Genomic DNA, 18,868 nt, shown 5'->3' on the forward strand with positions numbered 1-18,868 from the left:
TGCTCTTTCCTTTAACGATTAACGCTCGTAACGGAACGGCTTTTATCCGTTCATCTCCAGAATGTCTTTCGATTTCTCTAATGAAGTTGCTTTCAGCCACGACAACTTTCTCTTATACGATTAGATTGAAATGTACTCGTTCTTTCATTGATTTTTGATATTATATATAAACTACTAAAATTTCCTCATAAAGTCAATAGGGATTCGACTAATTTCACATGCAATATCAAATAAAGAATGTTTATTTTGCTTTTCCACTATCTTTTAAAACAAAACACTTCACTGATTCACTTCTATAAACTACACTAAAAGAAATAAGTTAGGAGGAATCAGAATGACACAAAACGTACAAATTGGAAGAACAGAGGTCTACTCAACTCCTCTAGGTTTAGGTACAAATGCTGTTGGTGGTCACAATTTGTTTCCAAATTTGAATGATAATACTGGGAAAGAAATTGTCCATACCGCTTTAACAAATGGTATTACTTTACTAGATACCGCTTTCGCCTATGGAATGGGTCGTTCAGAAGAATTGATTGGCGAGGTATTAAAAGAATTTGACCGCAGTAAAGTAATTATCGCCACAAAAGCCGCTCATGATCCGGCTAAAGATGGTGCCTTTAATAATACACCAGAATTTTTAGCACGTTCTGTTGACGAAGCATTACAACGGCTACAGACAGAGTATATCGATATTTTTTACATTCATTTCCCAGACGAAACAACCCCTAAAAATGAAGCAGTAGCTGCTTTGCAAAAGATAAAAGAAACAGGAAAAATTCGAGCGATTGGTGTTTCTAATTTCAATCTAGATCAGATTAAAGAGGCAAATCAAGATGGTTATGTGGATATTGTGGAAGATGAATATAGTTTGATTCATCGTGAAGCAGAACAAGAATTACTGCCTTATTTAAAAGAAAATCAGATTTCTTTTATTCCCTATTTCCCATTAGCATCTGGTTTATTAACAGGAAAATATGAACGTAACATCACCTTTCCACCTGAAGATTTACGCAGTAAAAAACCAGATTTCCAGGGTGAACGCTTCAATGTAATTCTCGATAAAGTCAACCAACTTAAACAGATTGCAGCAGAGTACAACGCCAGTGTCGCAGAAATCGTGCTCGCATGGTACATCAAAAATCCTTTCGTTGATGTTGTTATCCCAGGAGCAAAAAAGGTAGAACAAGTCATCAACAACGTCAAAGCATTGGATGTTCATTTGACTGATGAAGATTATCACCGAATCGACAAATTATTTAAATAATTGCTAACTAATGGACTATTTTTACCAGAATTTTAGAGTTTAACCTTCAAAAAAAATAAACATACTGGAAATGATGAGTAAAATGGCTCTACTCATTATTTTCAGTATGTTTTTACTAAATTCCTAAAAGTTCTGTCAAAGCAGTCAGTGCTGTGGAAATCCCTTCAATCAGTTGCCTTGCTTCGTTTTGATACCCTTTTTTTGCAGACAAAGTCAGAATGATTTCCTTATCTAAAATGCCATAATAAAGACCAAATCCCTTTTTATTAACTGGTCCAAAGCTAAAGGACTCTACTATATCATACGGAATACCAGTAGTTGATATAAAGTCATCCCCTAGTATTTTAAGCGCTTCTGCTGAGAAAAAACTTCGACCTTCCTCTGGGTTAAGTGCCATCTTTTGAAGACCAAATAAATGGCGTTCAACTCCTTTTCCTTTTTGACATTGCGCAATTCGATCAGAATGGGCTGTTGCTGCTGCAAAGAATAATTCGACTAATTTTTCCTTAGATCCTGATTCTGTTGAATTGTAAAATGCTTCGGCAATTAATTTTTTCTCTTGACTAATCGAACGAGCAGATTCTGTCCGACCTTCAAAATACATACGCATAGCAACTGGTTCATAAACAGATTTTAGCTTGCCAAACACTTTTTGCTGTGCCATCGCTAAAGCAATATGAAAGAACGCATCTGGACTTACCTTTGCTTTTTTCATCCGTTCTTTACCAATTTCTGAGAGAACATGATGCATAAGAACATAAGAGTTATTTTCCATTTCGACATGTGTTCGGGCTTCTTCTAAAGTACTGATCATTTGGTTTGTTAAGGCCCATTCAAATGTTTGAACCAACTCAGAAGAAGATTTTTTTGTTGGCGCATGTTCTACATTATCGAATGATTCAAAAATCTTGGTCAGTAAATTTAGTGTTGGTACGCCGTCGATTGCTGTATGTTCCATGTTAAAACCGATATAACCGTTTCTCGTAATAATTGCTTGCATTGTTTTGCTTAAAAATTGGTGATTTGTATTCAATAATACTTCGTTGATTCGCTCTTCTTTTGATTCGTCTTTGCCATCGGAAAAACTCAGTACAAATAATGCATCTTCGATTTGCTGTAAGTTTAGACGATTCAATTCTTCTTTTTTGAGCTGTTGATAAATCAAATTTGACTGCGCTCTTTCAACTCCTGTTAAATAAGGAATTAAATGCTCCCCTTGTTTTGGTAAAATTCTACAAGATAAAATAAAGTTCAAATTTTCAGCTATTTGTTCTAAAGAGTTAATTTCTCCTAGATGGTTAGTTACTTCTAAACGGAAATAGGTACCGTTTACAAAAATGACGACATAATTCTCAGCAGGTTTCATTTCGCCTCTATGAAAAGAATCTCGCTCTTTTCCTGGTATTCTGCAACTTTTAAAAAAATTTAAGTAAAATGACATATCGACATGTTGATTCTGTTTGCTATATTCGATTGGGTAGGTTCCATCGACGAAACGAAGATAACAATTGGTCATTTGATAAATAAGTTGTGCCGCTCGTGCCTCTTTCGATTTGATTCGATCGTAATAGCTGTCATCAATAACCATGGCAAAATTTGACTCACTTTGTAAATAACCTCGGCTCTCTAAATAACTTTCTTCCCAAAGAGGTGCTAGCCAGCTGCCGTTCGTGTTTTCTGCCTGTTTCTCTAGGTCTTTTTGCAATAGTACACCATCAGAAACACTGAATGCTACGGCTCTTTTTTGAAAATCTTTTAATTCTTCTAATGTAACCAAGGGTCTCAACCACTCACTTAAAGCCGCCAGAGTTTCTTGTAATTCTGGAACAGGTAATTTTTCTAGCTTTGGTAATAACGCTTCTTTATATTTTTTCATCTTACACCTCAACAATCTTTTTCTATTTTATTATACCAAGCATTTACTCCGTGCATGACTTTTTTCTGTAACTTATTGAAAAACATCATCCCTACTAGTCTCATTGCAGGAATGATGCTTTCTTATTTATCTTTTGTGTCTATAATAATTGTTACTGGGCCATCATTGATCAATGACACCGCCATATCAGCGCCAAATTCTCCTGTTTCTACTGGAATATTTAGTGCCTTCAGTTGTTTATTGAATAGCTCATACAAAGGAATTGCAGCCTCTGGTCTGGCAGCTTCTATAAAACTAGGACGGTTGCCCTTTTTAGTATCTGCGTACAACGTAAATTGAGAAACACTTAAAATACTACCTTGGATCTCTTGAATGCTTAGATTCATCTTACCAGCTGTATCCTCAAATACACGAAGCTTACTGATTTTACGAACTAAATACGCCACATCCTCGACATTATCAGTTTCATGGATGCCGAGTAAAACCATGAATCCTTGCTCTATTTTTCCAACACTTTTTTGATCAATGGTAACTTCAGCTTGCGTAACTCGCTGGATGACTGCCCTCATAGATTGTTCCTCCTAGCCATTGGTCCGTCGTACATTGTAAACGTCCGGTATGTTTTTGATTTTATCGACAATCGTTTTTAGATGTGCTAGATTTTGGATTTTCACTGTCACATGGATCATTGCCATTTTATTTTTCGTTGGCTTGGCTTCCACACTGACTAAGTTTTTTGTCATTGAGCTAATGACTTGAAGAACATCATTTAATAACCCACTGCGATTGTAGCCATAAATCTCTAAATCTGCATCATATTCTTTATTTGAATTATTCGTATCTTCCCATTCAACTTCAATCAAACGTTGCGCAAGTTCTTCTTGATGCTGTACGTTAGGACAATCTGCCCTATGAATTGAAACGCCGCGCCCTTTTGTGATGTAACCGACGATTTCATCACCTGGTACGGGGTTACAGCAACGACTGATTCGAACAAGTAGGTTTTCAACTCCTTGAATCACAATTCCGCCTTCGTGACGAACTTTCATTTTATCAGATTCTTTTTTGACTGGTTGTGTCATCAATTCCTCTGCTTCTTGTTTTTGGCGTTCTACTTCTTGCTCTTTCCGTTCCTTCTCAGTCAAACGATTAAAGACTACTTGAGCACTGACTTCACCATACCCTACGGCTGCATACAAATCATCTTCTGTTTGGAAATTGAAACGATCCAACGCTTCTGCCATTTTCGCTTTACTTAAAAATTCTTTGGGTGTAAATCCATGTTCCATTAAATATTTGCTGATGGCATCATGCCCTTTGATAATATTCACTTCACGATCTTGGATTTTAAAGAATCGTTTGATCTTATTTCGTGCTTTACTAGTCGCAACCATTTTCAACCAATCTCGACTTGGACCGAAGGAATTCGGAGACGTCAACACTTCAATGATATCCCCATTTTTTAATGTATAATCCAACTGAACCATTTTACCATTGACTTTCGCACCGGTTGTTTTATTGCCGATTTCAGTATGCACACTATACGCAAAGTCTAGCGGTCCAGAACCTTTAGGCAATTCCGTTACTTCACCAGTTGGTGTGAATACGTAAACTTTGTCGCTGAAAATATCGCCTTTTACACTTTCCATAAATTCAGAAGCGTCATAGCTTTCATCTTGCAATTCAAGAATTTCACGGAACCAACTTAATTGTTTTGTGTCAGTATCTTCATCAACCTTTTCAGTCTTACCTTCTTTGTAGGCCCAATGAGCAGCAACCCCGAATTCAGCAATCTGATGCATTTCATGGGTTCTGATTTGAACTTCTACTGGATTGCCTTTTGGTCCGATAACAGTCGTATGGATGGATTGATACATATTCGCCTTAGGCATCGCGATATAATCTTTAAAACGCCCAGGCATCGGTGTCCATTTCGTATGAATCGCACCTAGTACAGCATAACAATCTTTGATTGAATCAACGATAACGCGAATCGCTAGTAAATCATAAATTTCGTTGAATTGTTTTTTCTGATCTTTCATTTTGCGATAAATCGAGTAAATATGTTTTGGACGACCATAGATTTCAGCATAGATATCTAAATCTTCTGTCGCTAAACGAATATCCTCTACTGCTTCCTCCACATACGCTTCGCGCTCATCTCTTTTACTTTGCATCAAATTAACAATTCGATAATATTGGTTTGGATTGATGTAGCGCAGTGCGGTATCTTCCAACTCCCATTTTATACGACTGATCCCTAAGCGATGAGCAAGAGGCGCATATATTTCGATGGTTTCTTGAGCAATTCGGCGCTGTTTATCTTCTCGTAAATGCTTTAATGTACGCATATTGTGTAAACGGTCAGCTAACTTCACCATAATCACACGTAAATCTTGCGCCATTGCCAATAGCATTTTTCGATGATTTTCAGCTAATTGTTCCTCATGGGATTTATACTTAATTTTTCCAAGTTTGGTTACACCGTCTACCAGCATCGCAACGTCTGCACCAAATTCATTCGCTAAATCTTCTAATGTTACATCTGTGTCTTCTACTACATCATGTAGAAAACCTGTTGCAACTGTATGTGGATCCATCCTTAATTCTGCTAAAATACCAGCCACTTGGATTGGATGGATAAAATAAGGTTCACCTGACTGTCTGACTTGGCCTTCATGCGCTTTTTCAGCATAATCACATGCTTTTTGAACAAAAGCAACATGTTGAGGTTCCATATATTTTGACACGAGCTTAATAACACCTGGTCCTGTCATGATTTCCTCTTTTGGCATGGTTCTCACACTCCTTTATCTGCATCAGTTAAAAACTACGTGTTGTTCTAACACATTAGTTATGCTCCTTTAACTAACGGTTCAGCACTCTTTTTATTTATGTAAATGATCGATCGTTTTAAAAAAAGAAAAGTACCACTTGAAACAGTAGCACTTCCAACATCTTTTATTATACTAACATTTTTCTGGATTTTCAATTCTTCAAATTTTAATTCCATTTCGAGATCAACGGTAAAATCTCACGACCGTTACTGATTCCGATATAAGACGCCCCAGCTTGAAAAAGAAGTTCAATTTCAAGTAAGGTTGGCGCTTTGACGTTCACTTGAAAAGTCATTCGTTTTTTTCTCCTTGTTCTGAAAATACTCATATCATAAATTGCTTGTTCCATCGTTAAATTTACCCCTAAAGAAATAGCACTGACATTTAGCTCTGCAAGATTCATCGTGACGATCTGCTTTTGTTCATCCGTTATATCCGTGCTATCTATAAAGAACCCTAGAGCATTTCGTCCAAATGATAGCTGCTCTAAAGCCTGAAAACTCTGATTCCCATATATATTCAAATCTTCTGGTGCCATAGTCACAAAAACATCCGATGCACCCTCTCTGTACAACTGTCCTGTTTCAAATGCCTTTTTTGCTAATGTTCCGCGACCTAGCGGAAAATCAACGAAACTGCCTACTTGAATCTTCGTTCCTGTTAATAATTGCTTTGCTCTTGCAACATTATAAGGTAAAACAAAAATTGAACGAACGGGAAATTCTTTTAAAAAAAGAATTTCTTCTGTGAACTGTTGATCTGTAAACGATGGATCCATTAACATAATTGAAAGTCGTTGCAACTCTAACTCCATAAATAGCCCCCTAAACCTTACACTAATTCAAATTGATAACTAATGGCGCTTAACGCATATAGCGGCGCCGTTTCTGCACGTAAAATCCGTGGTCCTAAACCACAAATAATACCACCATGTTCTTGAAATTTCTCGATTTCAGTTGGCGAAAAACCACCTTCTGGTCCAAAAATAATTAAGAATGATTCTCCAATAACTAATTCAGAAAGTGCTGTTGCAAAGCGACTACGTTCCCCAACCTTTGCAGACTCTTCATATGCAATCAACACTTTGTCATAACTAGAAAAAACATCGAGCAGCTCTTGTTCTTTCTCTAATAATACAATATCTGGTGCAAACTGGCGATGAGATTGTTCAGCTGCTTCAGTCGCAATCTTTTTTAAACGTTCAGTTTTTTTAGCTAGTTTTTTTTTGTCCCATTTCACAACAGATGCTTTAGCTGGAAATCCTATAAATTTGTGGCTACCAAGCTCTGTTCCTTTTTGTACCACCCATTCTAGTTTATCCCCTTTAGGATAGCCACAAGCAATCGTAACGTTGACTGGTAGTTCTTTTTTAGCTTGTTCTTTACTAATTTCTTTTAAATAAACGGCTTCTTCGGTCACTTCGGTGATTTCAGCAATGATTGCTAACCGATCACTAAATACCAAGAAAACTTGTTGTTTTGGTTCCATTCGCATTACTCGAACGATATGGTGATAATTTTCTCCCATAATCGTATAGTGCTCTTTCGCTTCATAAGGTTCAGTTAGAAAGTAACGTTGCATCTTACTCTTCCTCTATTTTCTTTAAAATAATCGCATACCAATCTCCTTGTTGGAAAATCTGATCTACAAGAAAACCTGCTTCTATCATTTTCTCTACAATCATCTCTTTTTTCTCATGGATGATTCCAGAAACAATCAATGTTCCATCATCTTTCAATAAATGCCAAGCATCTTCGATCATCAAAGTAATAATATCCGCTAAAATATTGGCTACGATCACATCTGCTTCAATCGTTACATTTTTCAACAAGTCGTTGGCTGAAACATGGACATCACTTGCGATTGGGTTCATATCCATATTTTCTTTTGCTGCAGTAACAGCTACTTCATCTAGGTCGTACGCATAAACTTCTTTTGCGCCTAAATGTTTACTTGCAATACTTAAAACACCTGAACCAGTTCCTACATCAAGAAGCGTTTCGCCTCCTCGCAATACAGTTTCCAGTGCTTGCAATGTTAAGCGAGTTGTTGGATGCGTACCTGTCCCAAAAGCCATTCCTGGATCTAACGTAATTATTTTTTCAACCGTATCTTGCGGTTCATATTTTTCCCAACTTGGTACAATTGTTAGAAAGCGAGTCACACGAACTGGGTGATAATATTTTTTCCAGGCTGTCGCCCAATCACTTTCAGCTACTTCACTTACAGTCACTTCATTTTTACCGATTGCAAGCCCAAATTCTGGTAAACGAGTAATACTTTCCTTAATAAAAGGGAGTATTTCTGGTAGAAAAGTCGTCTCAGGAAAATAAGCCATGACCAAAGCACCGTCTTTGATATGAGTAAATTGTTCTTTATCAAGCAATTCTCCATATAGATCACTTTTGAAATTTTCTACATCTAAAGAATCTTCAATAGCAACACCACTGGCTCCTGCTTCCATCATAATATTAGAGATTGCTTCAACTGCTTCACTAGCTGTTTCAACTTTTACTTCTGTCCACTTCATACGATCACCTCTTTTTAATAGCTTGGATAAGCGATATATGTATCACCATCTGCTTTTTGATACTTTTGAACAGCTTCTTTAAAAGCTTCTTCCGACCATTTCAACTCAAATACTACTTGTCCTTCATCCGTTAAAAAGTCTAACAAATCACTTTGTCCTTCTGTTAAAACATCATTTAAATAATCGACAAAACCATCCAGCACAGACTGATTGATTCCTTTTTTGCCCTCATAAGGAATGGCCGCTAGAAACTCTTCCTCAGCTAAAGAAGATTTGTCAGGATTATAAAACAAAATACTGTCTTCAAATTCAATGATTTCTTCTTCTGAAACTGTTCCCTGTGCATCATCAATTTGTTCATGAGTAGTATTTTCAGCAAACAAACGAAAAACAACCTCAATTATATGGTTTTTGCTGTTCCAATCAAGAGCTACATCATATTCTGTGATTTTCTTGGTAATTTGTTGATCTAAATAAGTTAACATCGTTACTTTTTTCATTTATTTTCTTCCTTCCAACCAAAGTCTTTTTGATCAATATCACTTCTTCTTTGTTTTGAGATATAAGGATTTCCTGAAACAACATACCGTAAAGGTCGCTCCGTCCAGATACCTTTATTAGGGATTCCAATACGAGGAAGTGAAATGATTTTTTTTGGTATTTTTCTTTTTTCAGGAACAATACGCAACGAACTATCGAAAATCGATTGCCCATATAATTCTTTAGTGATTCCTAAAGCTGAAACCAGTTTTCCAGGCCCATTTGACAATTCCATTTCTTTTCGTCCATTACGATTTGCTTCCATTTGTTCGAGTCCTTCCACAGGTTCAATGGCACGAATCATGACTCCTTGAGGTTTGCCTTTTTCCTGAGTGACCATATTTAAGATTAAATGTGTATGCATTGTGTATAAATAAATCGTTCCCAGCTTATCATACATAGCTTTTAGCCGTGGGGTCTCTCTTAATCCAAAACTGTGAGCCGCTTCATCTTCAGGACCTAAATAGGCTTCTGTATCAACGATATATCCGCTAAGTATTCCAGCATCTGTCTCATGCTCTAAGTACATCCCTAATAAGAATTGAGCAATCTCTTCTGTTGATTTTGTATTAAAAAAATGTATCGTTTTTTCCATTATTTTTCACCATCTCTTATCATACACGAATCTAGGGCTATTATCCATTGAAAAAACAAACGTTTCGTAAGATAAAGTCTGATTTTTTCTTGTTTTAATGGACAAAACGACCCTTTGTACAAACATACGTTCTTTATGGTATAATGTCTAGATAATGAAATTTTGTTAAGTGACTTGGGCTACGTTTCGAAAAAAAGAGAACATCTGATTTTAGATTAGAGAGCCATTCTCAGCTTTCCTTATTTCTTTGTCAGAGCTTAACGAGCCCACTACGCTTTTAAAATAAGGAGGTTCAACCATGCAAAAACCTTTAGCTTATCGCATGAGACCACGCAATTTAGATGAGGTCGTTGGGCAACAACATCTTGTTGGGCCTGGGAAAATCATTCGTCGGATGGTTGAAGCGCGCATGCTTTCATCTATGATTTTATACGGTCCACCTGGTACTGGTAAGACCAGCATCGCCAGTGCCATTGCGGGTTCTACAAACTACGCCTTTCGCTTACTGAATGCTGCAACAGATACAAAAAAAGATCTGCAAATTGTCGCCGAAGAAGCAAAAATGAGTGGAACTGTGATTTTATTATTAGATGAAGTTCATCGTTTAGATAAAACAAAACAAGATTTTTTATTGCCTCATCTTGAAAGTGGTCGCATCATTATGATCGGGGCAACGACTGAGAATCCATATATTACAATCAATCCAGCCATTCGAAGTCGAACACAAATTTTTGAAGTCAAGCCCTTGACCGAACTTGATATTCAAAAAGCAATTAAAGAAGCATTAAATGATACAGAGCGAGGTTTGGGCGAATTTTCAGTTGTATTAGAAAAAAAAGCTTTGCTCCATTTATCACGTGCTACAAATGGTGACTTACGTAGCGCTTTAAACGGACTTGAATTAGCTGTAAAATCCACACCTGAAAATGGAAATAAAAAAGTTGAGATTACTCTTTCGATCATTGAAGAATGTGTCCAACGTAAAGCATTGACGCATGATAAAAACGGCGATGCCCATTATGATGTGATTTCCGCATTTCAAAAATCGATTCGTGGCAGTGATGTTGATGCTGCACTTCACTATTTAGCTAGACTAGTTGAAGCAGGTGATTTACCGATTATTTGTCGTCGTTTGATGGTGATTGCATACGAAGATATTGGGTTAGGTAATCCGCCCGCAGCTGCTCGCACGATAACAGCTGTCCAAGCCGCTGAAAAGCTTGGTTTCCCAGAAGCAAGGATTCCACTTGCCAGCGTAGTTATCGATTTATGCTTGTCTCCAAAATCAAATTCTGCTATCAGCGCAATTGACGCAGCTTTAGCCGACATAAGAGAAGGAAAAGCTGGAGATGTTCCTGATCATTTGCGAGACAGTCACTATTCAGGCGCAAAAGAATTGAATCGTGGAATTGGCTATCAATATCCTCATAATTTTGAAAATGCTTGGGTCGATCAACAATACCTTCCTGATAAAATAAAACAAGCTCATTACTATGAACCTGTCGATAATGGAAAATATGAACTAGCATTGCACCAGCAGTATCAACGCATTCAAGAGTGGAAAAAGAATAAGAAATAAAAAAACGATCCGCTCTCAAATCTAAGCACCCTCGTTGCTGTTTGGTTTATATTGTGCTATTATAAAGATGGTAAATCTGTGATGTACGCGTTGTCTTTTTTGTGTGTTGACCGAACATTTTATTGATATCTAGGGATCCTTCTGGTACCTAAGCTGGTAACATGCCTTATCATTTGGTAGTTCGAAGCTGTCAGTCGTGGAACCCACCTGCTTTGTTTGCGGGTTCAATACTATAGGACGAATAACGGCATCGACGGATTTTACCATTTTTATTTTAGTTTTTTAGACAATTTGCGAAGTGCAAATTGTTTTTTATTTGACGGAGGTTTGATGCATGGTTCGCATACTTATTTTTATGTCTGTAGCTTTATTAGTTATTATTGGGCTCTATTTATTAAAAAAGGCACACGTTTTTTTACCATTGATACACGACGGTGAACCTGATGAAACTATTCAGTTCTTACATCAGTTTGGTATTTTTTATTTGATTTTAGCTGCTATCGGTATTTTAGTTGGGATCTTTAATTTGACCTTTTTTTCTTTGTTCTATATTTTTAGTTTACTTGCTATTTCAGCTATATTTACCGTGATGTTAGCCAAGAAGATTCTGTAATTGTATCTTCTTTTTTTATTTGCTTTTTTGTCATTTTGTTCTACAATTAAAGTATAATGAATTATGTATTTTCAAAAATTGAAAGGAGTGATTAAAATGTTACAAAATTATCGTAAAATCATGGTTGCTGTCGACGGCTCATCTGAGGCGGAACTAGCTTTTCAAAAAGCAATGAATGTTGCTATGAGAAATGATGCAGAATTATTATTAGCTCATGTTATTGACACACGAGCATTCCAATCCGTTTCTTCTTTTGATGGTGTTTTAGCTGAACAAGCTACTGAAATGGCGAAACAAACATTAGAAGGATACAAGGAACAAGCTAAAGAACAGGGCTGTGAAAGAGTCTCTAGTGTGATTGAATACGGTTCACCAAAACCTTTAATCGCTAAACAATTGCCTCAAGATCATGATGTTGATTTGATTATGTTAGGTGCTACTGGTTTAAATGCTGTGGAACGATTGTTTATTGGTTCTGTTTCTGAATATGTTATTCGTAATGCAGCTTGCGATGTTCTAGTCGTAAGAACTGACTTAGACAATAAAATACCCGTTCAACAAGATGATGAATGAATTGATACAAAAAAAGGAGCAACTCGTTAAAAGGCGAGTTGCTTCTTTTTAATTTAAAATTTATTTTCTTAGACGCTCGACATCACGAGCAATCATTAATTCTTCATCTGTTGGAATCAACAATACTTTTACTTTAGACTCTTCAGTAGAAATAACTGACTCTTTTCCACGAACATTGTTTTTATCATCATCTAGCTCACAACCGAACCAAGTCATACCTTTGATTACTTCGCTACGAACGTGTGAATCATTTTCACCAATACCCGCAGTAAAGACAATTGCATCCACGCCGTTTAATACAGTTACGTAACTACCGATGTATTTACGAATACGATCTGTAAAGATATCATATGCTACTTGAACTGCTTCTTTGTCCATGTTTGCTTCTAAATCACGCATATCACTAGAAATACCAGTCAAACCAAGTAAACCTGATTTTTTATTTAAGATATCAATCATATCTTTGATATCTGTTAATTCAAGTTTTTCCATTAAGTAAGCCAGTAAAGAAGGATCGATATCTCCAGAACGAGTGCCCATTGTTACGCCAGCAAGCGGTGTGAAGCCCATTGATGTATCTACAGATTTACCACCATCAACCGCTGTGATTGAAGCTCCATTACCAAGGTGACAAGTAATGATTTTTAATTCTTCAATTGGGCGACCCAGCATTTCTGCTGCACGGTCTGCAACATACTTGTGGCTTGTTCCGTGTGCCCCATATTTACGAGCTGCGTATTTGTCATAGTATTCAGTTGGAATGCTGTATAAAAAATTATGTTTTGGCATTGTTGTATGGAAGGCTGTATCAAAAACCGCAACACTGATAATATCAGGTAAGATTTTTTTAAAGGCTTTGATTCCCATTGCATTTGCTGGATTGTGTAAAGGTGCAAGATCTGCTAATTTTTCGATTTTTGCTAACACTTCATCATCGATCACAACAGAATCTTTAAAGTCTTCTCCACCTGCAACTACACGGTGACCAACACCTGTAATTTCATCATAAGAAGCTAAAATGTTCAATTCAGTCAATTTATCTAATAACATTTTTACTGCAACATCATGATCATTAATGTCTATGATCTCTTCATATTTCTTATCTTCACCGTATTTAATTGTGAAGATTGAATCATTTAAACCAATACGTTCAACGATTCCTTTAGCGATAACTTCTTCATTTGGCATTTGATATAACTGCCATTTTAAACTTGAACTTCCAGCATTGATTGCAATTGTTTTAGACATAATACTCTCCTCTTTATCAGTTGTTTTATTTTAAATTCGAAGACTTCCAAGCCTCAAATTGTTTAAAAAATTGAGTTACTTTTGCAGGATCTTTTAATGAACCTAGTTTTGCAACTAGTACTTCTTTTACTTGTTCACTATGTTTACCTTTATTTTGTACAAACAGAATACTTTTGCTTGATTGGACTGATTTAAAAAGTTCATCAGGCAACTGAATCATCCCTTGTAGATACACATTTTTTTGCAGCCAATTTTTGAAGAATGAACTTTGTTCTGTCTCTAAAATATTGGTTGGTATCAAAAATAGTCCATATCCGTCTGGTTTAACAAATTTCATTGCTTGTTCCATCAATAAATGATGTGCATAGCTATGGCCTTCTTCCGCTGCTGAATCAAAGTCTTTTGCTTTTTCATCATTCGGATAATAACCGATTGGCAAATCACTGATAGCTACATCAACAGGATCGACAAGTAAGTCCTGTAATCCATCTTGATGGAATAGTTGTATTGCAGCCTTTGTCCATTCATTGTTCGTTGCTGAAACAGACAATAAGGTATCGTCAATATCCACACCAAAGCCTTGAGCTGTGTACTTCGCTATGTTTAAGTTGAGAATGATCGTCAGAAGTAGATTTCCCATCCCAGTTGCAATATCCAATACTTTTAGCGATTGCTCCTTACTATACAGTTGCTCAATCAAATAAACAAATAAAAAGCCAATACTATCCGGCGTTAATTGATGATTTGCCAGTAAGGATTCTGCTTTATTCCCTTTAAGTAAAATCAACTGTGACAAACGTCTAATCTCTTCTGGTTCTAATTCGATTGCTTGTAGTTGTTCATAGATGTCTTTAAGTTTTTGAACAGTTTGTCCATCTGGCACATCGTCTTGCACACGCACTTGAAAATTATCAATGATATTTTCACCATTTTCAATGTAGGCATCTAAAAAAGAAGTATCCAAAGATCGTTTAAGTAATCCGATAGCCTGTTCCATTAAACCGAAAGCCTTTTCTATTTTCTCAGGGAACAAGTGAAACACCTCAATTTCCTTCTATAATATAACAATTTTCATACCTGTTCTATTTTAACGAAAAATCAGACAATAATCAATCAATTTCCTAATAATATTTGAAAATCATTGAACTACTCTCATTTTTTTGGAAAATAATAAAAGACTTCTAATTGATTTTCATTTAAAAACGAATCGCTGTATTAGTTTTTTTTAGCATAAGTTTGATACACATTTCACAGATTCTTAATTCTTGTCATTTCACTATTCAGTTAGTTAGATGACTTAGTTTGATTTGGTTTGTTTTCTTCTTGATATTGTTCTTGAAATTTATACGTTGTTTGGTTTAAATGAATGGTAACGTCTAATATTGGTTGATTATATTCGTACCGTAATATTCCTGTGGAAAAATTCTGTTGTCCTTTTTTTACAAGTGCTCTCTCCTCTGATTTAAGGTCTGCAAGAAACATGCTCAACATTGTCTTAGCGATATAATACTCTTTGGTTTTTTTGGTAAATCTTTGTGTGAGCTGAAAATCTTCCAAAACGAATGTAAAAATGAAACTAAACAAAAAAACAAATAATAATGCTGTAAGTAATACGCCACCTTTGTATCTCTTATTCATACTCATGCTCACGCGTGATAATCCACTTTGCAGTAACATTTAAGTTATTTTCAAATATTACTTTTATTACGACAGATTTATCTTCCTCTACAAACCTGACTTGTTTGACCCCCATTAAAAGAGGCTGATACCCTCCGTTTTCTACTTTTACAATTTTGCCTAATTTATGCTCGATCCAAACCTGTTTGTTATTTTTTTTATTTCTAAGCATTATTTTGTTTATTTGGGTATTTTCATAACGACAATTTCTCAATTCATTTTCTAGTTGGATCACAAAAATCTGCCATTCTCTTTGCCGCTCACTTTTCAGTTGATTCGTTACAATAGCTGCATTTTTAATTGAAGCTGAAAAAAGCATGCAAATAATTGATAATAGGAACAGCGCAAGTAATGATTCTAATAATGTAAATCCTAAAAGATCATTCCGTAGGTTACTCTTTCTTAATTTCAAAATGCTCGTTTTCACCTATAACCTCCACTTCAATCAACTTATTTGCAACTTGATAAACGCGTAGTTGATAGTCGCCATTCTCTGTATGAATATCTCGTAACAGCGGTCCTCCGTAATTTTCAAAGTGTTTCATTTCTTCATATAAAACTCTGTAAAGTATTAATTGATTAGTTGCGTGTTTATTCTTTTTTAGTAAAAAAGTATTTAATGAAAGATAACTGCCAATGATCAAACACATTAACCCTAATGCAATCAAACTTTCAAGGAAAACATAGCCGCTATAACCGGTTGATTTTCTTAACATAGCGACCACTCCCTAATTGAAATTGAAATTCAATCAATTGATTTTTTTCCGTCCATGAAAAAGAAAATTTGGATAGTTTGTCGATATTTCCAGAACCTTTTTTAAACGTAAGCTTATCTGGTCCAACAGTTTGTAACGATACTGGTATTGTGAGTCCCTTTTCAACTACTTGTCCATCTTTAAACTTAATTTGTTTAGCCTGCTCCAAAAATATAATTTGTGTATCGATTGTATTTACAACTGCCATTTGCTGTGTAAAAAGCAATTTTTTCTCAAAAGACGATAAAAATTGATCAACCTCCAAAGCTTGTTTCCATTTATTAATACTAAGTGTTGGTAGTAACATAAATACCGTACAAATAAACAACACTATTAACGATTCTATTAATGTAAATCCCTTCACATTCATAATCCTTACTTGCTCGCCTGATACTTATCGTACTGCTCTTGGGTAATATATTCTTCTTTTAACAATTGCTCTACAGTAGGGGATTGATTTTTCTCCATAGTATAAAGATCGATTTGTGTTTCAACGATCTTAACAATTGCTTCATTGCCTTTTTTATCTACACCTTCTTTATGTTTTGAAAGATTTGGAACAAATAGTAAGATTAAAACAGAAATAATCAATAGTACTACAAGCATTTCTAACAAGGTAAATCCTTTATATTTTATTCGTTGTTTTTGCGTGTTCATAAAAAATCCTCCATTCCCCCATAAATAGGTAAAAGCATTGCAGCATAAATACTAACTACCAATAATGCAACAATTAAAAAAATAATCGGTTGGATCCATTGAATTATTTTTTCCATGCGCTTAAAAAAATGCTGCCAACAAAGTTCGCTATATAAAATTAACTCTTTTCCTAAATTCCCTTTTATCTGTCCTTGCTGAATAATCAACGATAACTCTGGCGAAAAGAAACTAAATCTGGGTAACTGTTCATAAAACGTATAGCCTGACATCGATTGTTCTTCAATTCTTTCCGCCAGTTCACTCATCAAAGATTTCTGATCAGTTCCGCGCATCAACTGGATGACCATTTTGATCTCTAATCCTTGAGAAAATAATTTACCCCATTCAAGTGCGAAAAATGCTGAATTGTATTCTTTATATAGATTACCTACAAGTGGTATCTTCGCAATAAATTCAGCTTTTTTTAAAAAGGTTTTTTTGCTCAAATACCAACGTGTCAAAAGAATCATACTTGTTAATGCCAATAAAATGGTCAGTATATAATATGGACTTTGCCGAATAAATTTGATTCCGATATTATCGGCTTGAATTGTGCCATTTGTCATTAATTGAGGTAGTAACACTTGGCGAATACTTATCAAAACAACGGTTAAAAAAAGCAAAAGTAGTATCGGATAACTGATTACTTTATAGAAATTTTGCTGCTGTTTGTCCACAAGTTTCATATGTTGTTTGATTTTATTTAATGTTCCTGCTATATCACCATGTGTTTGAGCAAATTCAATTTGGGTAACGATTGTTGTCTTAAATCCTAGTCTAGCTAAACTACCATAAAACGACTCACCACGTTCCATCTTATCGATCAAGTAATCGATAACAGATTCAGAAATTGAACGAGATTTTTTCATAAACTTCAAACTTTCTTGAATCGTAAATCCATTACTTAATAAATCTGCTAACAACTGGATAAACAATTGCTGTTGAATACTTGATAGTTTAATGTTCTTTTTCTTCTTCAAATGTTTGATTATCGATAAATCCATACGCCCAAACCTTTCTTAATTCAGCTGACCAATTAGAAGACATTTTTTCTGAAAAATTATAATCCATAAGCAATCCACTTAACTCTTTGTTGTTAGTCATCTTAAAAGGCAATAATCGCTGATAAATTATACCTGTTACACATTCTCCGATTTCTCTTTGCTGAACGCCTAATTCAGCCAGTCTTTCATATACTCCAGTCACACTTCTCGCATGAATCGTTGCAAATACTGTATGTCCAGTTAACGCGGCTCTGATTGCAGCTTGTGCTGTAAGCCCATCTCGAATTTCACCAATGATCAAAATGTCTGGTCTATGACGTAAACAGGCCTTGATCAACACATCATAAGTCAGATCGATTTTAGTATTGGTCTGCAACTGAAGAAATGATGGTTCTTCAATTTCAACTGGATCTTCTATTGTAATCACTTGCTGAAATTGATCTGTCTCTTTTGCCAACTTATACATCAGTGTCGTTTTACCAGATCCAACCGGTCCACAAAATAGATGTAATCCACGACGTTTGATATGTTTTCTGACGCTCATTAATTGTTTTGGTAAAAAATAATTTTCCTGACTATTGCCAAAAACATGTAAAAAGCGAATCACTAAGCTCTCCCGTTGTCTAAAATCTCCAACTGTCGATAATCGCAATCGTATCCCTCTCTGATTGATCGCATAAGTCACAGCGCCAACCTGTGCTTTTCTTTTTTCGCCAACATCCATACTGCCAATAAATTTAAAATGAAAAATTAATTTTTCGCCATCTTCTTCATCTAATTCTTTAAAAATTATTTTGTGCTTTCCTTTCCTTGTAAATACTTGAACTTTATTCTCCGTTGGCAAAATATAGACATCTTGTACATATTCTGTCAGTCCCCATTCTATTAGCCTTAAAGAAAGCTCTTTAATATCCATCTTCTTCCCTCCTTAAAACAATATACGCAACTACATGCATTATCTGTGTAAAAAAGAAAAAAATGAGACAAAACTAAAAATTAGTTTCACCTCATTCTCTAAATCCAAATATACGTTTAAAAATAGTATTTCATTATTTCTTGATTCTGTCCATTTACCAAT

The 18,868-nt window shown here is 35.5% G+C and carries 21 protein-coding genes, 1 other RNA gene, 1 pseudogene and 1 other annotated feature (1 of these 24 only partly in view); of the genes and pseudogenes, 5 read left to right on the plus strand and 18 right to left on the minus strand.

What is annotated here, in order from left to right; genetic code table 11:
* Window positions 1-157 (minus strand) — a binding site (T-box leader); it reaches 50 nt to the left of the window's first position.
* A gap of 177 nt (window positions 158-334) precedes the next feature.
* Window positions 335-1,267, plus strand: a complete 933-nt coding sequence (locus tag AC1PU0_RS11815) for an aldo/keto reductase (RefSeq protein WP_206849908.1) — start codon at window positions 335-337, stop codon at window positions 1,265-1,267.
* A 115-nt stretch (window positions 1,268-1,382) separates the two neighbouring features.
* Here AC1PU0_RS11815 and AC1PU0_RS11820 read toward each other — a convergent pair whose 3' ends face one another.
* The 9 genes and pseudogenes from AC1PU0_RS11820 to AC1PU0_RS11860 form a co-directional block, all read right to left on the minus strand.
* Window positions 1,383-3,143 carry a choline/carnitine O-acyltransferase gene (locus tag AC1PU0_RS11820; RefSeq protein WP_111247714.1) on the minus strand — a complete coding sequence of 587 codons (1,761 nt, stop codon included), beginning with the start codon at window positions 3,141-3,143 and terminating at the stop codon, window positions 1,383-1,385.
* 122 nt (window positions 3,144-3,265) lie between these two features.
* Window positions 3,266-3,712, minus strand: coding sequence for a D-aminoacyl-tRNA deacylase (gene dtd, locus AC1PU0_RS11825; RefSeq protein ID WP_069655193.1), 447 nt, complete (start codon window positions 3,710-3,712; stop codon window positions 3,266-3,268).
* 12 nt (window positions 3,713-3,724) lie between these two features.
* Window positions 3,725-5,938, minus strand: a complete 2,214-nt coding sequence (locus AC1PU0_RS11830; RefSeq protein WP_069655192.1) for a RelA/SpoT family protein — start codon at window positions 5,936-5,938, stop codon at window positions 3,725-3,727.
* 59 nt (window positions 5,939-5,997) lie between these two features.
* On the minus strand, window positions 5,998-6,156 hold the full coding sequence (locus AC1PU0_RS11835) for a hypothetical protein (RefSeq protein WP_167351529.1): 159 nt from the start codon (window positions 6,154-6,156) through the stop codon (window positions 5,998-6,000).
* Window positions 6,147-6,794 carry a beta/alpha barrel domain-containing protein gene (locus tag AC1PU0_RS11840; RefSeq protein ID WP_206849907.1) on the minus strand — a complete coding sequence of 216 codons (648 nt, stop codon included), beginning with the start codon at window positions 6,792-6,794 and terminating at the stop codon, window positions 6,147-6,149. The genes AC1PU0_RS11835 and AC1PU0_RS11840 overlap by 10 nt, the downstream gene beginning before the upstream one ends.
* A 17-nt stretch (window positions 6,795-6,811) precedes the next feature.
* Window positions 6,812-7,561: a 16S rRNA (uracil(1498)-N(3))-methyltransferase gene (locus AC1PU0_RS11845; RefSeq protein WP_111247716.1), complete on the minus strand. Its 750-nt coding sequence runs from the start codon at window positions 7,559-7,561 to the stop codon at window positions 6,812-6,814.
* A gap of 1 nt (window position 7,562) precedes the next feature.
* Window positions 7,563-8,510 (minus strand): 50S ribosomal protein L11 methyltransferase, encoded by a 948-nt coding sequence (gene prmA / locus AC1PU0_RS11850; protein WP_069655189.1) that lies wholly within the window; start codon window positions 8,508-8,510, stop codon window positions 7,563-7,565.
* A 14-nt stretch (window positions 8,511-8,524) separates the two neighbouring features.
* Window positions 8,525-9,010 carry a DUF3013 family protein gene (locus AC1PU0_RS11855; protein WP_111247718.1) on the minus strand — a complete coding sequence of 162 codons (486 nt, stop codon included), beginning with the start codon at window positions 9,008-9,010 and terminating at the stop codon, window positions 8,525-8,527.
* A pseudogene (locus AC1PU0_RS11860) lies at window positions 8,946-9,645 on the minus strand (DNA-3-methyladenine glycosylase). Before AC1PU0_RS11860 ends, AC1PU0_RS11855 begins: the two are co-directional and overlap by 65 nt.
* 298 nt (window positions 9,646-9,943) lie before the next feature.
* Here AC1PU0_RS11860 and AC1PU0_RS11865 point away from each other — a divergent pair.
* The 4 genes from AC1PU0_RS11865 to AC1PU0_RS11880 all read left to right on the plus strand — a co-directional run bounded on the left by AC1PU0_RS11865 (window position 9,944) and on the right by AC1PU0_RS11880 (window position 12,410).
* The gene (locus AC1PU0_RS11865; RefSeq protein ID WP_111247719.1) at window positions 9,944-11,224 is read left to right on the plus strand and encodes a replication-associated recombination protein A; all 1,281 of its coding nucleotides are present in this window, start codon (window positions 9,944-9,946) and stop codon (window positions 11,222-11,224) included.
* A gap of 70 nt (window positions 11,225-11,294) precedes the next feature.
* A non-coding RNA gene (ssrS, locus tag AC1PU0_RS11870) (6S RNA) lies at window positions 11,295-11,488 on the plus strand.
* Between the two features lie 70 nt (window positions 11,489-11,558).
* Window positions 11,559-11,837, plus strand: coding sequence for a hypothetical protein (locus AC1PU0_RS11875; protein ID WP_069655185.1), 279 nt, complete (start codon window positions 11,559-11,561; stop codon window positions 11,835-11,837).
* Window positions 11,838-11,933: 96 nt separating this feature from the next.
* On the plus strand, window positions 11,934-12,410 hold the full coding sequence (locus AC1PU0_RS11880) for a universal stress protein (RefSeq protein ID WP_206849905.1): 477 nt from the start codon (window positions 11,934-11,936) through the stop codon (window positions 12,408-12,410).
* A 60-nt stretch (window positions 12,411-12,470) separates the two neighbouring features.
* Here AC1PU0_RS11880 and AC1PU0_RS11885 read toward each other — a convergent pair whose 3' ends face one another.
* The 9 genes from AC1PU0_RS11885 to comGA form a co-directional block, all read right to left on the minus strand.
* Window positions 12,471-13,658 (minus strand): acetate/propionate family kinase, encoded by a 1,188-nt coding sequence (locus AC1PU0_RS11885; RefSeq protein WP_069655183.1) that lies wholly within the window; start codon window positions 13,656-13,658, stop codon window positions 12,471-12,473.
* 25 nt (window positions 13,659-13,683) lie between these two features.
* Window positions 13,684-14,691 (minus strand): class I SAM-dependent methyltransferase, encoded by a 1,008-nt coding sequence (locus tag AC1PU0_RS11890; RefSeq protein WP_206849982.1) that lies wholly within the window; start codon window positions 14,689-14,691, stop codon window positions 13,684-13,686.
* A gap of 251 nt (window positions 14,692-14,942) precedes the next feature.
* Window positions 14,943-15,296: a competence type IV pilus minor pilin ComGG gene (comGG, locus tag AC1PU0_RS11895; RefSeq protein WP_206849904.1), complete on the minus strand. Its 354-nt coding sequence runs from the start codon at window positions 15,294-15,296 to the stop codon at window positions 14,943-14,945.
* A complete protein-coding gene (gene comGF, locus AC1PU0_RS11900) occupies window positions 15,289-15,762 on the minus strand; it encodes a competence type IV pilus minor pilin ComGF (protein WP_206849902.1) in 474 nt (157 codons plus the stop codon). The genes comGG and comGF overlap by 8 nt, the downstream gene beginning before the upstream one ends.
* Window positions 15,728-16,051 (minus strand): competence type IV pilus minor pilin ComGE, encoded by a 324-nt coding sequence (comGE, locus tag AC1PU0_RS11905; RefSeq protein WP_069655180.1) that lies wholly within the window; start codon window positions 16,049-16,051, stop codon window positions 15,728-15,730. Before comGE ends, comGF begins: the two co-directional genes overlap by 35 nt.
* Entirely contained in the window at window positions 16,026-16,460 is a 435-nt protein-coding gene (gene comGD / locus AC1PU0_RS11910; RefSeq protein WP_069655179.1) for a competence type IV pilus minor pilin ComGD, read from the minus strand. Before comGD ends, comGE begins: the two co-directional genes overlap by 26 nt.
* A gap of 5 nt (window positions 16,461-16,465) precedes the next feature.
* Window positions 16,466-16,747: a competence type IV pilus major pilin ComGC gene (comGC, locus tag AC1PU0_RS11915; RefSeq protein WP_111247722.1), complete on the minus strand. Its 282-nt coding sequence runs from the start codon at window positions 16,745-16,747 to the stop codon at window positions 16,466-16,468.
* A complete protein-coding gene (comGB, locus tag AC1PU0_RS11920; protein ID WP_206849901.1) occupies window positions 16,744-17,790 on the minus strand; it encodes a competence type IV pilus assembly protein ComGB in 1,047 nt (348 codons plus the stop codon). The genes comGC and comGB overlap by 4 nt, the downstream gene beginning before the upstream one ends.
* Window positions 17,744-18,706, minus strand: a complete 963-nt coding sequence (comGA, locus tag AC1PU0_RS11925; protein ID WP_111247724.1) for a competence type IV pilus ATPase ComGA — start codon at window positions 18,704-18,706, stop codon at window positions 17,744-17,746. Before comGA ends, comGB begins: the two co-directional genes overlap by 47 nt.
* Between the last annotated feature and the right edge of the window lie 162 nt (window positions 18,707-18,868).

The organism is Enterococcus sp. XAF26B05_ASV22 (genome assembly GCF_056727285.1).